This is a genomic window from Novosphingobium sp. AP12 (assembly GCF_000281975.1).
In the GTDB taxonomy this organism is placed as follows: Bacteria; Pseudomonadota; Alphaproteobacteria; order Sphingomonadales; family Sphingomonadaceae; genus Novosphingobium.
Window position 1 is genome coordinate 13,086 of the sequence record NZ_AKKE01000042.1, and the last position, 18,791, is coordinate 31,876.

An 18,791-nucleotide genomic window follows, 5' to 3' on the forward strand; every position below is an offset into this window, starting at 1 on the left:
AAGAAGCAGAGCCCCGCCTTCGCGGGGGCGACGGGGTGTTCAGCCGGAAGGGTGGCTTACCCCCCCCCCGTTCGACACGAACGGAGGGGAGATGGTTGGCTAGCGCTTCCGCGCGACATACCACACCGCGCCCACGCAGCCCCATACCGCCAGCAGCACGTAAGGCCGCCAGTCCGCCTCTAGCCCGACGGCGATCAGCCCCAGCGCGCAGACCGCGCCGGCGACGCCCAGCGCCTTCATCGTCCCGCGCGCCGGGCGGAAGCCCGCCCCCTCGTGCAGCGCCGGATAGTCCCGCGCGACGCGGGCGGCGGAAAGGCAGATGCTGCCGTACTTCACGAGGTTGGGGATGTTCACCGCGAGGAACAGGAAGGTCAGCTCCATCGGCAGCAGCAGCCCCGCGCAGCCGATGCCGAAGACCGCGAACAGCGCCATGTGAGGGACATGCGAGCGCGGATGGACGCGCGCGATCACGCGCGGCAGCACGCCGGCCTCGGCCATGGCGAAGAGGCTGCGGCTGAACATCGTGAAGATCGAATTGAGGCTGGTGCCGATCGCGGCGATCGCGGCCAGCACGATCACCGGCACGGCGAGCGGCCCCATGAAGCGCCGGGCGGTGTCGAGGATCGGCGCCTCGCTCCCCGCCAGCGCGTCCGGCCCGAGCACCGCGAGCGCCACGAAGGCGACGGCGACGTAGAGCACGGTGGCCGAGCCGATAGCGAGCGCGATGCCGATAGGGATGTTGCGGCGGCTGTTGGCAACCTCGCCGCCGGCCTCGGTCGCGGCCTCGATGCCGAAGAACAGGCCCATCAAGAGCGGTGCGGCGGCGAGGGCGCCGTGGAAGCCGTGGGGGAGGAAGGGCTCGAGCCGGGCGGGCTCGGCCACGGTCACGCCGCCCCAGACCACGAACAGGCCGAACAGCAGGATCAGCGCCCCCACCATCAGCGTCTGCGCCCGTGCGGCCACGCCGACGCCGAAGAGGTTGGCGACCAGGGCCAGCACCAGCACTGCGAACATCGTCGGCTTGACCGGCAGCGGCACCAGCATCGAGACGTAGCGCACCAGCACCAGCGCCAGCACGACCATCGCGCCCATGTTGGCGATGATGCGCATCCAGGCGATGAAGAAGCCCAATGTCGGATGCAGGTAGCGCGAAGGCCACACGAAGCTCGCGCCCGAAACCGGGTCGGCCGAGCCGAGGTAGGCGTAGCTCACCGCGATCAGGTACATCGGCAAGGCCGCGATCACGACCGCCAGCAGCATCCCCGGCCCCGCGAGCGCGGTCGCAGGCGAGACGGCAGAGAAGATCGAGACGCCCACGGCGGTGCCAAGCCCCAGCGAAACCACGCCCCAGAGGCTGATGCCCTTGCGCAGGGAAGCGTCGGCGTCACTCACTGGGATGTGTCCTTGCAGGTATCGGCGCCGATGAAATCGACGAGATCGGACTGGAACCGCGCGCGGCTCTCGTCGTCGGAATAGAAGACGTGGCCGCCGACGTAGCGCTCGTTGCGGTAGCGCGCCCTGGGCAGGCTCGATTGCGCGAAGAGGTAATCCGCCGCGCCGATCGTGGTCGTGGTGTCGTAGATGCCGGTGCCTACGAACAGGCGCAGGCACTGGTTGCTGGCGGCGTGGCTCTCGACGGTGGCCATGAAGGGCCAGTCGGCGAAGGGGGAGTCCTCGCTGCCGTAGCTCCAGCCACCTTCGAAGCGAGCGATGACCTTGTAGGCCTCCGCGCCGGGGGCCTTGAGCGTGCCGGCGAGGTAGGCGGTCATCGCCTTGCCGAAGACGTCCGAGATCGAGGACGAGGGATCGCCCGGCATCATGGTGATGACGCTGGCGGGCCGGTCGGCGAGGTAGCGCGCGTCATAGCGGCCCATGACCTTGCCCTGCGCGCGTAGCAGTTCGACGCGGAAGCGCTCCTTGGAGATACGCAGGTCGTTGGCGAGGTAGAACTCGGCCGGGATGCCGGTGAGCGCGGCGAGGCGGGCGGCGATGCGGGTCCGCTCGGCCTGCGGCAGGTCGCGGCCGCGGTAGAGGGCGGGGAGGTAGTCCTCGCGGGCGAAACGGGCGGCCTCGGCGGTGATGGTCTCTGCGGTGCAGGGGGACTTCGCCAGGCCGTGATAGCAGGTGATGGCGGCGAGCGTCGGCAGAGAGACGGCATAGGTCACGACGTTATCGGGCCGCTGCGAGGTCTCGATCATGTTGAGCGCCTGGCCCAGCAGCACGACGCCGCGCAGGTTCCTGGCCAGGCCCTGCTTGTCGAGCGCGCCCAGCATGGCGACGGCGCGGATGGTGCCGTAGCTTTCGCCGAGGACATAGACCGGCGCGTCCAGCCGCTTGTGTGCGGTCAGCCACTGCCGCACGAGATCGGCGGCGGCGTTCGCGTCCCCCTCGACGGTGCTGTAGGGCGCGGCTGCGGGGCCGGTGGGACGCTCCGAGAAGCCGGTGCCGGGCGGGTCGATGAACACCACGTCGGCTACGGCATAGAGCTTCGACGGGCCGGGCAGGCTAGCGCTGGCGCCGCTCGTATCCGCCGGGTCCTGCGGGACATGTGCGAGCACCGGCCCGAGCAGCCCCATGTGGAGATACGCCGACGATGCGCCGGGGCCGCCGTTGAAGGCGAAGATCACCGGGCGTCCGGGCTTCGCGTCCTTGCGCGTGTACGAAAGGTAGCCCGCCGTCGCCGGGGGGCTGTCCGCGCCGGCTGAGACAGGGACGAGCCCCAGTTCGGCGCGGACAGGATGGGCAGGATCGGGTTTCGATACCTGCACATCGACGAGGACCCGCGCCGCGGACGGCTTTGCCGCTTCTGCGTGAGCGGGCCCGGTTGATGACGCGGCCAGCGCGATAGCCGCCAGCGCCATGCGGCGCGGCGACGTCTTCTTGTTGCGACCCAAGGGCGGCAGCGGCGTCAATCTCATCGTGTTTCCAGCAATCCCTGCTTGCCTCGATAGGTGTCCCGGTACGTCACGAGCCCGTCGGTCAGCGCCTGGAGCCCGTAGTCGAGGCGCGACGGCTCCATCGCGAAGCCCAGGCGGACATGTCCGGGGGCGCCGAAGTACTCGCCCGGTGCCACCAGTACCCCGCAGCGGTCGGAAAGCCAGCCGGAGAAGTGCTCGGTATCACGGATGCCGAGCAGGCGCGGGAAGGCGATGCAGCCGCTGTCCGGCAGGTCGCCCTCTACCAGCCCTTCGGTGATCCAGTGGGCGTGGTAGGATTCGATGATCGGGCGGGCCTTGGCGAGCACCGAGAAGGTGTTCTCCCGGAACCGCGCGGGGTTCTCGGCGACCAGCGCTGCGAGGGCGTGGGCAAGGTTGGAGATCGCGAACTCCACCTCGCGCGCCAGTTCGCGCACCGGGGCGACGACGCTCTCGTCGCCGACCATCCAACCACAGCGCAGAGTGCTGAGGCCGTAGATCTTGGTCAGGCTGTTGACCGAAACGACGCGTGGTGAGGCGCCGAGCGAGGCGGCGGGGCGCAGGGCGTTGCCCGCGTATGGCGCGTAGACCTCGTCGACCACGAGGATCAGGTCGTGCCTGTCGGCGAGGGCGGCGAGAGCGCGCATGGTCTCGTCCGGCACCGCCATCCCTGAGGGATTGTGCAGGTTGGACATCACGATCATCCGCGTTTCGGGGCGGATGCGGGCCTCGACCTCGGCGGGATCAACGGCGAAGCGGGGGCCGCGCCGCTCGAACCTGTCGACCGCGACGCCGCCTGCCTGCGCGAGGCTGGCGAACAGCTCGAAGCTGGGGTTCTCGATGAGCACACGGTCGCCGGTGGAAAGCAGCGCGCGGTAGATCAGCGACAGCGCGCCCGTCGCACCGGTGGTGGTCAGGACCTGTTCCTCGCACACGCCATAGTCACGGGCGACGGCGGCGACGAGGTAGGGGTTGCCCTTCACGAACGTGCTTGCATAGCGCGGCGTCACGCCGTTCTCGAAACCCTCGAGCAGAACCTCCCGCAGCAGTTCGGTCGGTTCGGGCACCGAGCTTTCGAACAGGCTGACGAGAAGGCTGCGGGAATTGCTGTTCCGGATGATCGAGCGCCTGACCCATTGGGCATAGGACTGCGAAGTCTGGTCGGAGGGGCTGGAAGCCATTGTCTCGATTTCTGCCGGATGGAGCTGGAGTTGTGGCGGAGGCGGCGCGGAAAGAGCGAACTCTTCCCGCGCCGCCGGAACCCGTCACATCTTCAGCTTGGCGCCGACCCAGAAGCGGCGGCCGAGGATGTCGCCATAGGCGATCTGCGGATAAGACGGCTCTTCGTCGGTGAAGTTGTCGATGCCGGCGCGGAAGGTGATGCGGCCGGCCTCGAGCTGCATCGAGATCGAGTGCGTCAGGTTGCTGTCGAGCAGCGGGTTCGGGTTGGTCTCGATCGTGGCGTCGTAGGCCGCCTTGGTCTCGTCGAGGTAATAGGCCTGGTAGCTCACGCGGACCGGGCCCTTGGTCCAGTCGAGATTGAATCGGCCTTCCCAGGTCGGCTTTTCGTAGGTGTCGTCAGTGCGGATGTAGTTCTCGCCGGTGACCGAGCTGGTCAGCAAGGTGTTGTGCGTGGCGTTCACGCCCACGTGGAAGGCACCGATGTTGCCGGCCTCGAACGTGTAATCGACCGCGTAAACCTCGCCGCGGTACTTGACGACGCCGGCGTTGAACGTCGTCGTCGTGCCGGCGAGGATGGTGCCGCCGGGGCTGATGCCGTCCGACGCCGCGATGCGGCTGAAGGCGTTGCATACCGCAGGATCGGGGTTGGTGTTGTCGTAGCAGGCGGCGGTGAAGTCCTCGGTGGTGAAGGCCGACAGACCGTCCTTGAGGTCGATCTCGATGCGGTCGGCGCTGATCGTCAGGCCCGGCACGAACGAGGGCTGGAGGACGATGCCGTAAGTAAGCGTGTCCGAGATCTCGTTGCGGAGCGCCGGGTTACCGCCGGTCGTGATGGTGGCGCGCTCGAAGTTCTCGGCCGGGTCCTGGAAGCCGGCGAGGCGGGTGGCGGCACTGGCGCCAGCATTGGTGCCGTCAGCCCCGACGCCGTAGCCCGGGTTGGCGGTGAACGCGGCGAGGCAGTTGGTGTAGCGCACCGAGGGGTTGGAACCGCTGTTGATGCGGTCGGCGTCGCAGGGATCGTAGCCTACCGAACCCAGCGAGGTGGTGGTCGGCGAGAACTTCATCGCCAGTGTCGGCGCGCGGAAGTTGCGGCTGCGGCTGACGCGCAGGGTCAGCCCGTCCACCGGCTGCCAGCGCAGGCCGAGGTCCCACACCTGTTCCTTGCCGGCGATCGAGTTGTCGACGAGGCGGCCTGCCGCGCTCGCTTCCAGCATCCGCACCAGCGGCACGTTCATCGCGCCGTCGACCAGCGGGACCAGCAGCTCGCCCGAAAGCTCGTCAGTGTTGTAGCCGGCCGACTGCGCGACTTCCATGGTGCCGCCGCCGAACACACCCTGCTGGTTGGCGGCGAGCGGGGTATAGGACACTTGCTCGTCGCGGTGCTCGTAGGCGAGGCTGAACTTGGCGGTGCCGCCCGGCAGCTGGATAACGTCGCCGCCGATGGTGGCCAGGAAGTCCGCCTGCTCGTTGGTGTAGTCGAGCCCGGCGCGGACGCTCACGTAGTCCTTCGCGGCCTGCGAGACGTTGCCGTTGCCGAACGGGTTGATCGGTGCACAATTGGCGTCGTTGTTGGTCAGGTCGGCGTCGGCATTGATGCCGCAGACGATCTGGCCGCCCGAGCGTACCGCGTTGATCGCATTCGCGTACTTGGCATTGTCCACTTCCCAGCGGCGCTGCGAACCCTCGACGCGGGCGTAGCTGCCCGAGACCGACCAGTAGAAGTCGTGGCTGCCGGCCGAGAAATCACCCTCGACCGCGAGCAGGCCGCGATAGGTGTCGGTCTCGTAGGTCTGCTGGTTGTCCGGCGTCAGGTCGTAGAAATACTTCGACAGGAAGATCGGCGCGCCGGCCGAGAAGCCGGGCCGGGCGGCGGAGAGCACGGTCTTGGCCTGGTCCGTCAGGTACGGGTTGTTGATCGTGAAAGTGACGGGGCCGGCGTAGGTGCCGTAGTTCAGGATCGTGCGGCTCTGGCCTTGCGGGATCTCGGTCCCCTCGGTGTGCGCGTAGAGCAGTTCGGTGCGCAAGGTGATCGCATCTGTCAGGTCGTAGTGGGCGATCAGGTTGCCGGTGAAGCGCTCGACGCCGGTACGTAGGCCTGCGAGGTCACGGTACGGGAAGCCCTGGCCGCCGCTCGAGAAGGGGATGCCGACGCTGGTGCCGGGATCGTAAGGCACCACGTTGCCGCTGGAATCGAACTGCAGCGCCGTGCCGTTCGACTGCGTCAGGAAACGCGTGAAGGGGGCGGGCGTGTTGAACAGCACGCCGTTGGGGTTGAATTCCCAGAAGTGCGCGTCGAGCAGTTCGGTGACAGACGGGATACCGTCGCTGGGGCCGGTGTCGGCCGGGTTGCTGACAGTCAGGCGGCCGAGCGCCGAGAGCGGGCGGTCCGCGAACATCAGCGTCGGGGTGCTGGCGTAGTTTACGTCGACCGCGACGTTGCCGCGCCCTTCCGCGAAGTTCATGCCTGCCGTGCCGCGCAGGCTGTAGGTGTGGTAGTCCCCGCGCGAGGAGATGCCGTTCTGGCCGTCGAGTTCGAGGCCCTCGAAGCTGTCCTTCAGTACGTAGTTGACCACGCCGGCGATGGCGTCCGAACCGTAGACCGCCGCGCCGCCGCCCTGGACGACCTCGACACGGTCGAGCAGGCCGAGCGGGATGATGTTGGCGTCGACCTGCGCGTCTCCGAGGCCCGACGAAGTGGTGACCATGCGACGGCCGTTGAGCAGCGTCAGCGTGCGTCCGGCGCCGAGACCGAAGAGGTTGGGGAATTGCTGCCCCGAGCCGCTGCCCTCGCCGCTGCCGTCGGCCTGGTTCAGCATCGGGCTGTTCGAAGTGAGCTGGTTGAGCGCGTCCGAGGCGCTGATGTAGCCGCGATCGGCGAAGGTCTGGCTGTCGACGACGCTCAGCGGCACGTTCTCGTCGGAGGCGTCGCGGCGGATGCGCGAGCCGGTCACGACGATGTCCTGTGCGACACCCTCTTCGATGGTGGTGGGAAGGCCGGTCGTGTCGACGACTCCCGAAGCATCCTGCGCATGGGCGGACGTGCCGGAAAGCAGCGCGGCCGCGGCGGTGGACATCATGAGCGCGGCAAGGCCGGCCCTCTGCATGCGAGACTGGATCATCGAACTACCCCTCATTTTCATTCCCTGCAGCCATGATAGCGCACGGAGGACGCGAGGGCTTTGCGAAGTGACCTCCAGCGCCAGCGGCCTTTGCATTGAATTTACCGAGCGATGGTGGTCCGTGAATTATCTACGCTCACTTTGTTGGCCGGGACGAATTGCGAAAGAAGGCTGACAGGTGGTTCGCAAATTGTTGGGATTCAGCCGGGTCCTCGTACATCATGTGGCCGCCTTGGTAGCAGCGGGCCTCTATACGTTCCGCCAGCGCGCCGGGAAAATCGCGCGCCGCCTCGCGGTTAGCGGCGCAGCTGTTGAGCGAATCGTAGAGCCCGGTTGCGACGAAGACACGCAAGGCCGGCGCCTTCTCCAGCGCGCGCAGAACCCAAGGTTGCGATGCACTCGGCGGGCCTTCTCCAGCTATCGCGCGAGCGAGCGAGTCCGGCGTGATGGGTGACTGATCGTATTGCCAGTCGTTCCCCACCGGCAGTTCGGGGCCGTCGATCCCGGCATATTGCCCGGCGCCATAGCCCAGGGTCCTGCGATAGAAATCGAGGATCGCCGCGTTGCCTGCCTTCTCGTCCTTCGCTGGAGTGGTCTGGCGCATGTCGAAAATGCCGAGGGTCTTGCCTTCGGCCTTCAGCAGCTTCGTGCGGAAATCGCGGGGCGAGACCCAGAGCTTCGCGGCGTCGATCGCCGAGGGGGCGAGGCCCATGTACCGCTGGAGGCCGGCGACGACTTCGGCGCGCGCCTTGTCGTCCAGCGCCTCGGGATGGGCGAGGGCGGGATACCAGACCGCACGAGCCCAGCTTTCCGCCTCCACCAATGCCTTCGCCGGGTCGGCGGCGAGCGCGGGGTCGAGCTTGCCCAGCGCGAGCGCCGTCGCGGTGCGGTTGGGCAGCGTCAGCGCGCGAGCGAGCGCGCGGTCGCGCTCCTCCCCCATCGGAATGCCGCCCGAGACGAGCGCCATGCCCGCGACCGGCTGCCCGGCATCGACCAGAGCCTCGGCTACGCCCGCTGCGCGCCATGTGCCGAAGCTTTCGCCCACGAGGTAGACGGGCGAATGCTCGCGGCCGTGGGCCTTGAGGAACGCGCGGATAAACCGGACGGTGGCGGCAAGGTCGCCGGTGGTCGAGTAGAGGCGCTTTGCCGCCGCTTCCGATGCCGCGCGGCTGAACCCGGTGCCGGCGGGGTCGAGGAACACGAGATCGGCGGCGGAAAGGGGACTCGCGGCGTTGTCGGCCAGGGCGTCGCCGTGAAGCGTTTTCGGGCCGAGGGCATGAAACTGGAGCAGGCGCGAGTCCGCGCCCGGCCCGCCGTTCCACACGAATGCGATCGGGCGGGGCTTTCTGGTAGGGCGCTTGGCAATGTATGCAGTGTAGAACAGGTCCGCCGCCTTGGCGCCCTGGTCGTCCGCAATCTCCAGCGTGCCGGCGCAGGTCGTGTAAGGCAGCTTGCCGAGCTTCGCCGCCGCACCGGCGACATCCTTGCCGCAGACGCTCGCCTCCGCCCTGTCCTTCGCGCCAATATGCTGGCAGGCGACCAGCGCAAGGAGTGAGAGCGATATGCCAAGTAGGCGGGCGGTCGTGGACGGCATGGATGGCCTTTCGGTTCGGTACGCCGCAAGCCTAGCCCAGATGGTCGGGCAAGTTTATGCGCGAAGCGATGGCATGCATTCGCTGGACAGCCCACCCGGGATCGCTTCCTGCGCGGGTGGATCGGAAATGCGCAATTCTTATGCGTGGGTCTTTCCCTAGGATGCGTAAATGATGCAGCGACCTGATTCGCCTCTTTCGATCCCCCTTGCGCGCCGGACCATCCTGCAGGGATCGACGTTCCTGCCGCTCGCCCCGGTCATGGCGGGCGAGGCGCTGGCGACGACCGCGCCGTCGGGTAAATCGCTGGCGAGGCCGGGCGACTTCGCGCCGATGGCGCGGGTCTACCTCGATTCCGGGACGATGCATCCCGTGCCGCTGCCCGCCAAGGCGTCGGTCGACGCCTATCTCCAGTCGCGGGCGGAAATGCGCGAGTGGTCGAGCCACGACGTGGAAGTGCGGATCAAGTCCGCGTTCGCCCGCCTCATCAACGCCGCGCCGGAAGACCTGGCCTTCGTCCAGAGCACGACCGCGGGCGAGCAGTCGATCGTCGATGCGCTGGACCTTCCGGCGGCGGGCGGCAGCGTAGTTACCGACACGCTCCACTTCTTCGGCTCGTTCTGGCTCTACGACCAACTCGCGAAGCAGGGCGTCGACGTACGCTGGCTGCGGCCCAGGGACGGCCGAATCGACCCGGCTGCCTACGAAAAGGCGATCGGCCCCGACACCCGCCTCGTAAGCCTGTCTCTGGTGTCGACCTACAACGGGTTCGAGCACGACCTGAAGCGCGTCTGCGAGATCGCCCATGCCCACGGCGCGCTTGTCTATGCCGACATCATCCACGCAGCCGGGACCGTGCCGATCGACGTCAAGGCGAGCGGCGTCGATTTTGCCGCGAGCGCCAGCTACAAGTGGCTGATGGGCGACTTCGGACTGGGGTTCCTCTACGTCCGCCCCGACCGGCTCGCGCGGCTGAAACGCAAGCGTTTCGGGTACTACCAGCTCGATGGCTTCACCCCGCACGTCTACCCGTTCGACCCGCCGGGCGACACCATCGCGGACATGACCCCGCGTGCCGATGCGGAAGGGATGTTCGCGGGCGGCACCCATTCTCATGCGGTCATGGCCCAGCTAGACTGGTCGCTGGCCCGGCTGCTCGAACTTGGCGTCGAGAACATCATGGCCCATCGCCAGCCGATGCTGCGCCGGTTGCACGAGGCGCTGCCGGCAAAGGGCTACGAGGTCGTCACCCCTCAAGACTGCCGTAGCCCATTGTTTACCTGTGCTTTTCTCGATGCTCACAAGCGGCTTTCGGAGCCGCTTTCCCGCGCGGGAGTGGCGGTTACGCTGAGCCGCAACCGCTTCCGTATCTGCCCGTCGTGGTTCAACTCGATGGACGATATCGAGCGCCTCATCGACGCCCTTCCCACCGCCTGATCGGAACTCCCGCGATGCCCAAGACCCTGTTTTCCGTGCGTTCCGGCCTGCTTGCGCTTGCGGCGCTGCTGCCTGCAATGCCCGCATTCGCGCAGGATGAGAGCCTGCCGATGCCGCCGGTGTTCCTCAACGCGATGGAGCCGATGGTCGAGCGCGAGGCGGCCACCGACAAGGTGGTGGTCACCCGTCACAAAGGAACATTCGGCGGAAAAACAGTCGCTTACGATGCGATCGTGACCGAAACTCCGGTGACGAACGCCAAGGGCGCTAAAGCGGCCGTTGTCGTCACCTACGCGTACCTGGGGCGCACCAAGGGCGACACGAAGCGCCCGGTGCTGTTCATCTTCAACGGCGGTCCCGGCGCCTCGTCATCGCCGCTGCACATGAACGCATTCGGCCCGCGCCGCATCGTTGGCAAGGGCGAGGCGGCGCATCTCGAGAACAACCCCAACAGCCTGCTCGACGTCGCCGACCTCGTGTTCATCGACCCGCCGGGCACGGGCGCCTCGATGCCGGTCAAGGGCGCCGACGCCTCGAGCCTGTTTTCGGTCACTGGCGACGCCGCTGCCGTGGCGGACGTGGTGCAGCGCTGGCGTCAGGCCAATCACCGCACGGACGCGCCCTTCGCGCTCGTCGGCGAAAGCTACGGCACCGCGCGCGCGCTGGCGATGCTGGGCGCGGAGGATAGCGCCAAGCTGCCGCTGCCGGACGGCGTCGCGCTGTTCTCGCTCTCGATCGGCGACAGCGACGGGCCGGTGATCTCCGACGTTGCGCTGTTGCCCACGCTCGCCGCCGTCGCATGGTATCACGAGGCGGCCGACCGCAAGGGGCAGACCGTGGCGCAGCGCTTCGCCGAAGCGCGGGCCTTCGCCGAGATCGACTATGCGCAGGCCCTCATCGCCGGAGCCTCACTCCCCGCCGTGGACCGCGCCAGGATCGCCGCCCGGCTGTCCGAGCTGGTGGGGCTGCCCGCCGCACAGCTGGAGAAGGACGGCCTGCAGCTCGACCGCCAGGCGTTCATGCTTGGGCTGCTGTCGGCCAAGGGACTGCGCACCGGACAGCTCGACGGGCGCGCCACCCGTGCCATTTCGGAATCGAACATGCACCCGCCGTTCGACGATCCGTCGATGACGCTGGGCGCCGAAACCGGGCACCTGATCGAGGACTATATCGGCAAGGACCTCGGATATCCGCTGCCGAGCCCGTACCGCAGCCTGAACCTGGGCATCAACTTCAAGTGGGAATGGGGGCGCGGCGAAGTCTACCGGACCGTGCGCTTCACCCCGTTCCTGACCAAGGCGATGGCCGACAAGCCGGGGATGAAGCTGCTCACCGTGGGCGGCTACTACGACATCACGACCCCGATCGCTGCCGGCCAGTTCGCGCTCGACCACGCGGGGATCGGCCCGGACCGGCGCACTTCGAAAAGCTACGCCGCTGGACACTCGATCTTCGAGGACGATGCCGAGATGGCGCGGTTCGCGGGCGATGTACGGCAGTGGGCGGCGACGCTGGCGAAGTGAGGGACGCATAAGATCGTCGCCCCTGCGAAGGCGGGGGCCGCTTGCAGGCTTTCGCCGGGACGACGGCCGTTGGCGGCGTCTAGCGGATGATGAGTGGGTGGGGCACGTGCGGCACCACCTTGTGCGTGTCGCGGTAGGAGGGAGGCTGGCGGCCGCCTTCATCGGTCACCCCGTACTTCACCGCCAGCTCGGCGCCGATCAGCGTCTGGCCGCTGAGGTCGGCGAGCTTCGGGTCGCTGTACAAGGCCCAGATGACGTGGCCGGTGAACTCGGGCGTCTCGATCTGGTCCTTGAGGTAGGCGTATTTGCCGGGCTCGGCTGCGATCATCGCCAGCAGGCGGTCCGTCGCCAGCGCGCCCATCCAGATCGACACCGAGGCCACCGCGCTGTCCGCCGCGCGGAAGTCCACCGCCATGTCGAAGGCCATCTTGTCGATGCCCGCCTTGTGCGCGCCATAGGCCGGGCCCATCGAATAGTGCGCCGCGCCCGAGGCCGAGGTGAAGACGATCAGCCCGGTGTTCCTGGCGACCATGCCCGGCGCGGCGAGCCAGCTGGCGACGTAGCCGCTGCGGATGCCGACATCGATCATGTCGCCCAGCTTGAGCGGCTTCTCCCAGAAATTGCCGGGGATGGTCAGCTCGTCGTAGACGGCGGCGGCATTGTTCACGAGGATGTCGATGCCGTCCTGCTCGGCGGCGACCTTGGCGAACAGCGCCTCGACCTGCGCATCGTCCGCATGGTCGCAGCGCACCGCGATGCCGTGACCCCCGGCGGCGGTGACCGCCTGCGCCGTCTCGTAGATCGTGCCGGGAAGGGCATGGTCGCCCGCCTGCTGCGAGCGGCCGGTGACGTAGACGGTGCAGCCGTGGCTGCCGAGCGCGATGGCGATGCCGCGCCCCGCGCCGCGACTGGCCCCGGTGACGATGGCGACGACGGGCTTGCGGTCGGACATGCGTTTCTCTCCCCGGCCGCATGAGGCTTTGCTCTCGCCGACCTTGTTGTTCGTCAAGGTGGTAGCGCCGGCCTCGTGGACGGTCAACGCGCCCGCCATCGCCGCCGCGGTGACTCGTCGTCGCCGGCTCGCGCCATTTTGCCGGGCGGGACGGTTGCGCCGGGGGCTCCGCGCCTTAAGTTCAGGCCGTACCCATTGCCTCCCCAGCCAAGGAAACGAACATGGACCCCAAGACAACCGCGCTTGTCCTGATCGAATACCAGAACGACTTCGTCAGCCCCGGCGGCGCGCAGCACGAGGCGGTGAAGGGCGTGATGGAATCGACCAACATGCTCGCCAACAGCCTGGCGCTGGTCGAGGCGGCGCGGGCGAAGGGCGTCACGGTGATGCTGGTGCCGATCGCCTTCTCGGCAGGCTACCCCGAGATCGCGGAGCAGACTTACGGCATCCTTGCCGGGGTGAAGGCTTCCGGCGCGTTTCAGGCCGGGACCTGGGGCGCCGAGATCATCGAGGACCTGACGCCCCAAACGGGCGACATCGTCGTCGAGGGCAAGCGCGGGCTCGACTGCTTCGCCAGCACCAACCTCGACTTCATCCTTCGCCAGCGCGGCATCACCGACGTGGCGATTGCCGGTTTCCTCACCAACTGCTGCGTCGAATCGACGATGCGCTCGGCCTACGAACGCGCGTTCCGCGTGGTCACGCTGACCGACTGCTGCGCGACGCTCTCCGAGGAGGAGCAGCGCGTCGCCACAGAAAAGGACTTCGCAATGTTCTCCCGGCCCATGACGCACGAGGCGTTCCTCGCCGAATTGGCCTGATCCGAGCGGGGAAGCGGCGCGAAACTTGATCTTGCGCGCCGTTTTCCCTGCATCCTCGCCGAACCGCTTGCCATGGGCGCGGCGACTCTTACACTCTACTTTCGCCGATCGAACGGCGGATCGGCAAAACGAAATCGTTGCAGGGGAGAGGCAGGCGCCAGCGTAAGCGAGGAGCGTACATGCCGCATATTGCCTTCGACATCGAGCAGTTCACGCCCAGCACGCGCATGAGCGCATGGTGCGACATCCTCGACAAGTTCGCGCTGCATCCCCAGTTCGCGGAGACGCCGGGGCGCCTCTGCGGGCGGATCGACCACATCTATTCGGCGCGCGGCATCGGCTTCTCGATGATGGAGGCGCAGCCCCATCGCCTGGCGTCTGCCACCGAGCGCGCGGGGGAAGACATCTTCTTCCTCTCGATCGTGCCCGAGGGCCATGCCTCGGTGGAGATCGAAGGGCGCCCGGTCGAGCTTTCGCGCGGCGACATCCTATACGGCAAGCGCGGTGCGGTCGGTGCGATCGAGATGCACACGCCCTTCAAGTTCCTCAACGTCAACATGTCCGCCGCCGTGCTGGAGCGGGCCGCGCTGGTCGACCTGCCGACCAGCCTCGTCCACCTGCGCGGGGACACGGCGACCACGCGGGTGCTGGCGGCGATGCTGTTCGAAGTCGCCCGCTCGCTCGACCGGCTGGACGAGGCGGGCATGTCCGCGATCGAGTCCGCGATCATCCGCCTGCTGGTGAACAGCGTTTTCGAGGGCACCGGCGCGAACCCGCTGGGCGGGCTCGCCTCCGTCCGCGCCAATGTGCTGCGGCGCATCTGGCAGACCATCGACGCGCACCTGCACGACGACAGGCTCTCGCTCGCGAGCGTGGCGGAGGAGCACGCGCTGACCCCGCGCTACGTGCAGAAGCTGTTCGAGGAGAGCGGCCGCTCGTTCCGGACATTCGTGCGCGAGCGTCGGCTCGACAAGTGCCGGACCGACCTTGCGAACCCGGTCAATGCGAACCTCTCGATCGCCGCGATCTGCCTGCACTGGGGGTTCTACGACGGCGCCGCGTTCAGCCGGGCCTTCCGCGACGCCTACGGCTGTACGCCCACGGCCTTCCGCCGCGATGCGCTGGAAGGGCGGGTGGCCCCGCGCGGACGCCTGCACGGCATGGCCATGGGATCGGCCTAGCGACAAATTTGCGCGCGCGTTCGCACAACGCGAACCTGGCCTCCCCGGTTAGCCTGCTTTCCAGAGACGCAGTTTGAAAGGGCAAACCATGGAGCTTTCGCAAAGCATTTCCGCCGCGCCGGGCTGGCGCAAGCTGGCCCCGTTCGGCGCGGAGGTCGAGAATGTGGACCTCGCGAGTGCCGACGACGATACGCTCGGTTGGGTGGTCGACCTGTTCGGCCGAAACGGCGCGCTCGTCGTGCGGGGCCAGAACCTGACGCCGGACGATCTCGTGCGCTTCGTCGCCCGCTTCGGTGAGCCGCAGCGCAACGAAGGGCCGCACAAGCTGGAGGGCAACGAGGTCATCTCGATCCTCTCCAACCGCGTGGTCGACGGCAAGCCGCTGGGCGCCCACAACGACGGCGTGGGCTGGCATACCGACCTCTCGTTCAAGGAACGGCCCGCGCTCTGCACACTGCTCTACGCGCTGGAAGTGCCGGATGAAGGCTCCGACACCCTGCTGGCGGACGGCTGCGCCTCATACGATGAGCTGCCGGAAGAGCGGAAGGCGGAGCTGGGCCGGATCGGTGTGCTCAACAGCCACGTCCATTTCATCGAGACGCGCGAGCACAACCGCCGCAAGGCGACCGACGAGGACCGCGCGCGCTTCCCCGACGTGGTGCATCCGCTGGTGCGCACGCATCCGGTCAACGGCCGCAAGGCGCTCTGGCCTACCACCGGCACCACCAAGGACGTGCTCGGCGCCCCCGAGGGGCAGGACGGCTTCGCGATCCTGAACGAGGTGGTCGAGCACATGACGCAGGGCCGCTTCGTCTATCGCCACAAGTGGCAGGTCGGCGACGTGCTGCTGTGGGACAACCGCTGCTCGCTCCACACCGGCACGCTGTTCGACGACAGCAAGTACTTCCGCACCATGTACCGGCTGTGGGTCGAGGGCGACCGTCCGGTCTGACGGCGGGCGCGAATACGGATCGAGCAAGAAGGCATATCGCATCGAGGCAATTTGAAGGGGACGCACATGCGCGCGAACCGATTGGGTCATACCAGTATCGACCGCACCAGACTGGGCGTGCTCGGGGCGAGCGTCGCCGGCAACTGCGTCAACGGACTCGTCGCCGGGACCTTGCTCAGCATCGTGCTGGTGCCGCTGTCGAAGGACTTCGGCTGGTCGCGCGCATCGATAACCGGGGTCGGGGCACTGGTCGCGCCGGTGAACATCTTCCTCCCCATCCTCGTCGGGTGGCTGGGAGACCGCATCGGCGCGCGGCGCATCCTGCTGATGGGCAACCTCGGCTTCGCACTCTCGCTGGCTGCCGCGAGCATGGTGCCGCCCAATCTATGGGTGTTCTACCTGAACTTCATCGCCATCAGCATCCTCGGCCACGTCACCGGGCCACTGCTGTTCGGCAAGATCATCGCCGGGTGGTTCGATGCCAAAAGAGGGACCGCGATGGGGCTCGTCGCCGGGCTGGGCAACGGGCTGAGCACCATCGTCTTCCCGATCGTGGCCGCCGTCCTTTTCACCAAATTCGGCTGGCGGGGCGCCTACCTCGGCACCTCGATCCTCGTCGCGGTGATCGGTTTCCCGCCGATGTTCCTGTTCCTGAGGGACCCGCCGAAGGGCAGGGCGGTGCAGCGCCAGGTCGCCGCTGGGGAGGCCGACGTCACCATGAGGGACGCGCTGCGTACCCGCAGCTACTGGATGCTGGCGCTCGCCATGGCGCTGGGATCGGGGTGCATGATGTCGGTGCTTTCCCATACCGTGCCGGCGCTCACCGACCGCGGGTTCTCGTTGGCCCAGGCGGTGCCGGTGGTGACCTGCATCTCGCTGACCGGCATGCTGGCGCAGATGGGCGTGGGCACGCTGATGGACCGGGTGCGCTCGCCCTGGCTGGCCGCGCCGCTCTACGGGATGTCGGTGATCGGCATCCAGCTCATCATGCACGGGACGGCGCTGCCGGTCGTGCTGCTGGGCGGCGCGCTGCTCGGGGTCGGGGTGGGGACCGAGTTCGCGATCCTGCCGCTGCTGCTCTCGAGCTATTACGGCGTCGCCCACTACGGCAAGATTGCGGGAGCGACCTATTCGGGTATCCTGCTGGTCGGCGGCATGCTCCCGTTTCTCCTCGACTGGTCGTTCGACGTCACCGGCTCCTACGTTTCCGGCTTCACGGGCATGCAGGTCGCGCTTATCGCGGGCGTGGTACTCATCAGCTGCCTGCCGCCGATCTGTCGCCGTCCGGTGGTAAAGACCGCCCCGGCTTTCGAACCCACCGTCATGTCCGGGCAACCCGGCTGACCATTCACAGGACCCATCATGGAATACATCGAAGTGGGCGGGGTCGCCATTCCCCGCCTTGGTTTCGGCACCTGGCAGGTAACCGGCAATGAGGCTCGCACGATGGTGGAGGGTGCGCTAGAAGCCGGCTATCGCCACATCGACACCGCGCAGATCTACGAGAACGAAAGCGAAGTCGGCGCCGCCATCGCGGCCTCCGGCATCCCGCGCGACGAACTGTTCATCACCACCAAGGTGTGGACCAAGCGCTTCCGTGAGGGCGACCTCCAGAAGTCCGTGGACGAGAGCCTGGAGCGGCTCCGCCTGGATCATGTCGACCTCCTGCTGCTCCACTGGCCGATGCCCGAGCCGCCGCTGGAAGAGACGATCGCCGCGTTGAACGACGTACACGCGCGCGGCCTGACGCGCTCGATCGGCGTCTCCAACTTCCCGGTCGTGGAACTGCGCCGCGCGGCGGAACTGTCGGCCGCGCCGATCGTCACCAACCAGATCGAGTACCACCCCTTCCTCACCCAGCGCGCGCAGATCGCCGAGATGGAGCGGCTGGGCTCGACCATCACCGCATGGTCGCCGCTCGCGCGGGGCCGCATTGCCGATGACCCTGAAATCCTCGCCATCGCGCAGGCGCACGGGCGCACGGCGGGGCAGGTGACGCTGCGCTGGCTGCTCCAGCAGCCGGGCACGATCATCATCCCCCAGACCAGCAAGCCGAGCCGCATGGCCGAGAACCTCGACATCTTCGACTTTGAACTGACGGACGAGGAAATGGCCCGCCTGCACGCGCTCGGCGGCCCCGAGGGCCGTACCGGCGACTGGATCAACCCGGTCTTCAGCTGGGACGCGGAATGACGCAATCCGCGACGGCGCTGCACCGGCCGAGTACGCTGCGCCTCACCCTGATCCTGGGAATCCTGAGCGCAGCCTCGCCGCTGGCGGTGGACATGTACCTGCCCGCCTTCGACGCCATCGGGCGGGACCTTTCCGCCGATATCGGGCAGGTTCAGCAGACCTTCGCGGCCTTCGCCTTCGCCACGGCCTTTTCGCCGCTGGTCTACGGACCGCTGTCCGACCGCTTCGGGCGCAAGCTGCCGATCCTGCTCGGCATGGCGGGCTATGTAGTCACCTCGATCCTGTGTTCCTACGCGACGAGCTTCGCCATGCTCCTCTTCCTGCGCGTCCTGCAGGGCGCCGCCTCGGGGATCGGCGTGCTGGCGCAGGCGGTCGTGCGCGACACCATGCGCGGGCACGAGGCGCTGCAGCTGATGACGCTCATCATGCTGATGCACAGCGTCTCGCCGCTGCTGGCGCCCGCCGTGGGCTCGGCGGTGATCGGGATGGCGTCGTGGCGCTGGATCTTCGTGCTGCTGGCGCTGCCCGGCCTGCTCGCGGTCGCGCTGGTGGCGTTCGGCCTGCCCGAGACCCTGCCGCCGGAGCGCCGCCGCGCCGGGCCCTGGCGCGACACCGTCGGGACCTACGGCGTCATCCTGCGCACGCGCGATTTCCTCATCCCCGCGCTGGTGGGATCGGCGGCGCTGGCGATGCTGCTGGTCTACGTGGCGTCCTCCTCGTTCATCCTGCTCGACATCTACGGATTGGGCGGCGTGGGCTACAGCGTGATCTTCGGCATCGGCGCGGCGCTGATGATCGGCGCCGCACAGACCGGAGCGCCGCTCGCCCGCCGGTTCGGCACGGTGCGACTGGTCAAGGGCGCGGGCGCGGTGATGATGGCCGCCGGCCTCGCCGCCGGAGCGCTGGCGTGGCTGGCCCCGCCGC

General features: G+C 67.8%; 14 protein-coding genes. 8 read left to right on the plus strand and 6 right to left on the minus strand.

Annotated elements, in window-relative coordinates:
- Window positions 1-99: 99 nt before the first annotated feature.
- From PMI02_RS08085 to PMI02_RS08105, 5 genes are all read right to left on the minus strand, one after another.
- Window positions 100-1,392, minus strand: coding sequence for an APC family permease (locus PMI02_RS08085; RefSeq protein ID WP_007681318.1), 1,293 nt, complete (start codon window positions 1,390-1,392; stop codon window positions 100-102).
- Window positions 1,389-2,918, minus strand: a complete 1,530-nt coding sequence (locus tag PMI02_RS08090) for a septum formation initiator (RefSeq protein WP_007681319.1) — start codon at window positions 2,916-2,918, stop codon at window positions 1,389-1,391. The genes PMI02_RS08085 and PMI02_RS08090 overlap by 4 nt, the downstream gene beginning before the upstream one ends.
- Window positions 2,915-4,096 carry a pyridoxal phosphate-dependent aminotransferase gene (locus PMI02_RS08095; protein WP_007681320.1) on the minus strand — a complete coding sequence of 394 codons (1,182 nt, stop codon included), beginning with the start codon at window positions 4,094-4,096 and terminating at the stop codon, window positions 2,915-2,917. Before PMI02_RS08095 ends, PMI02_RS08090 begins: the two co-directional genes overlap by 4 nt.
- A gap of 84 nt (window positions 4,097-4,180) precedes the next feature.
- Window positions 4,181-7,201, minus strand: a complete 3,021-nt coding sequence (locus PMI02_RS08100) for a TonB-dependent receptor plug domain-containing protein (RefSeq protein ID WP_238539028.1) — start codon at window positions 7,199-7,201, stop codon at window positions 4,181-4,183.
- 151 nt (window positions 7,202-7,352) lie between these two features.
- A complete protein-coding gene (locus PMI02_RS08105; RefSeq protein ID WP_007681330.1) occupies window positions 7,353-8,810 on the minus strand; it encodes a peptidase S10 in 1,458 nt (485 codons plus the stop codon).
- Between the two features lie 172 nt (window positions 8,811-8,982).
- Here PMI02_RS08105 and PMI02_RS08110 point away from each other — a divergent pair, with 172 nt between their 5' ends.
- Entirely contained in the window at window positions 8,983-10,245 is a 1,263-nt protein-coding gene (locus PMI02_RS08110; RefSeq protein ID WP_238539029.1) for an aminotransferase class V-fold PLP-dependent enzyme, read from the plus strand.
- Window positions 10,246-10,259: 14 nt separating this feature from the next.
- The gene (locus tag PMI02_RS08115) at window positions 10,260-11,768 is read left to right on the plus strand and encodes a peptidase S10 (RefSeq protein WP_007681339.1); all 1,509 of its coding nucleotides are present in this window, start codon (window positions 10,260-10,262) and stop codon (window positions 11,766-11,768) included.
- A 79-nt stretch (window positions 11,769-11,847) separates the two neighbouring features.
- On the opposite strand, the gene PMI02_RS08120 is transcribed toward PMI02_RS08115, so the two are convergent.
- Window positions 11,848-12,720 carry an SDR family NAD(P)-dependent oxidoreductase gene (locus PMI02_RS08120; RefSeq protein WP_036502924.1) on the minus strand — a complete coding sequence of 291 codons (873 nt, stop codon included), beginning with the start codon at window positions 12,718-12,720 and terminating at the stop codon, window positions 11,848-11,850.
- A gap of 221 nt (window positions 12,721-12,941) precedes the next feature.
- Between PMI02_RS08120 and PMI02_RS08125 the strand changes: the two genes are divergently transcribed.
- From PMI02_RS08125 to PMI02_RS08150, 6 genes are all read left to right on the plus strand, one after another.
- A complete protein-coding gene (locus tag PMI02_RS08125; protein WP_007681342.1) occupies window positions 12,942-13,541 on the plus strand; it encodes a cysteine hydrolase family protein in 600 nt (199 codons plus the stop codon).
- Between the two features lie 179 nt (window positions 13,542-13,720).
- Window positions 13,721-14,722 carry a helix-turn-helix domain-containing protein gene (locus PMI02_RS25835; RefSeq protein WP_007681344.1) on the plus strand — a complete coding sequence of 334 codons (1,002 nt, stop codon included), beginning with the start codon at window positions 13,721-13,723 and terminating at the stop codon, window positions 14,720-14,722.
- Between the two features lie 88 nt (window positions 14,723-14,810).
- On the plus strand, window positions 14,811-15,674 hold the full coding sequence (locus PMI02_RS08135; RefSeq protein ID WP_007681347.1) for a TauD/TfdA family dioxygenase: 864 nt from the start codon (window positions 14,811-14,813) through the stop codon (window positions 15,672-15,674).
- A gap of 66 nt (window positions 15,675-15,740) precedes the next feature.
- A complete protein-coding gene (locus PMI02_RS08140) occupies window positions 15,741-17,018 on the plus strand; it encodes an MFS transporter (protein WP_007681350.1) in 1,278 nt (425 codons plus the stop codon).
- Between the two features lie 18 nt (window positions 17,019-17,036).
- Window positions 17,037-17,867: an aldo/keto reductase gene (locus tag PMI02_RS08145; RefSeq protein WP_007681353.1), complete on the plus strand. Its 831-nt coding sequence runs from the start codon at window positions 17,037-17,039 to the stop codon at window positions 17,865-17,867.
- Window positions 17,864-18,791: Bcr/CflA family efflux MFS transporter (locus PMI02_RS08150; RefSeq protein ID WP_007681355.1), on the plus strand; the 928-nt coding region annotated here is incomplete at its 3' end. The genes PMI02_RS08145 and PMI02_RS08150, both read left to right, overlap by 4 nt.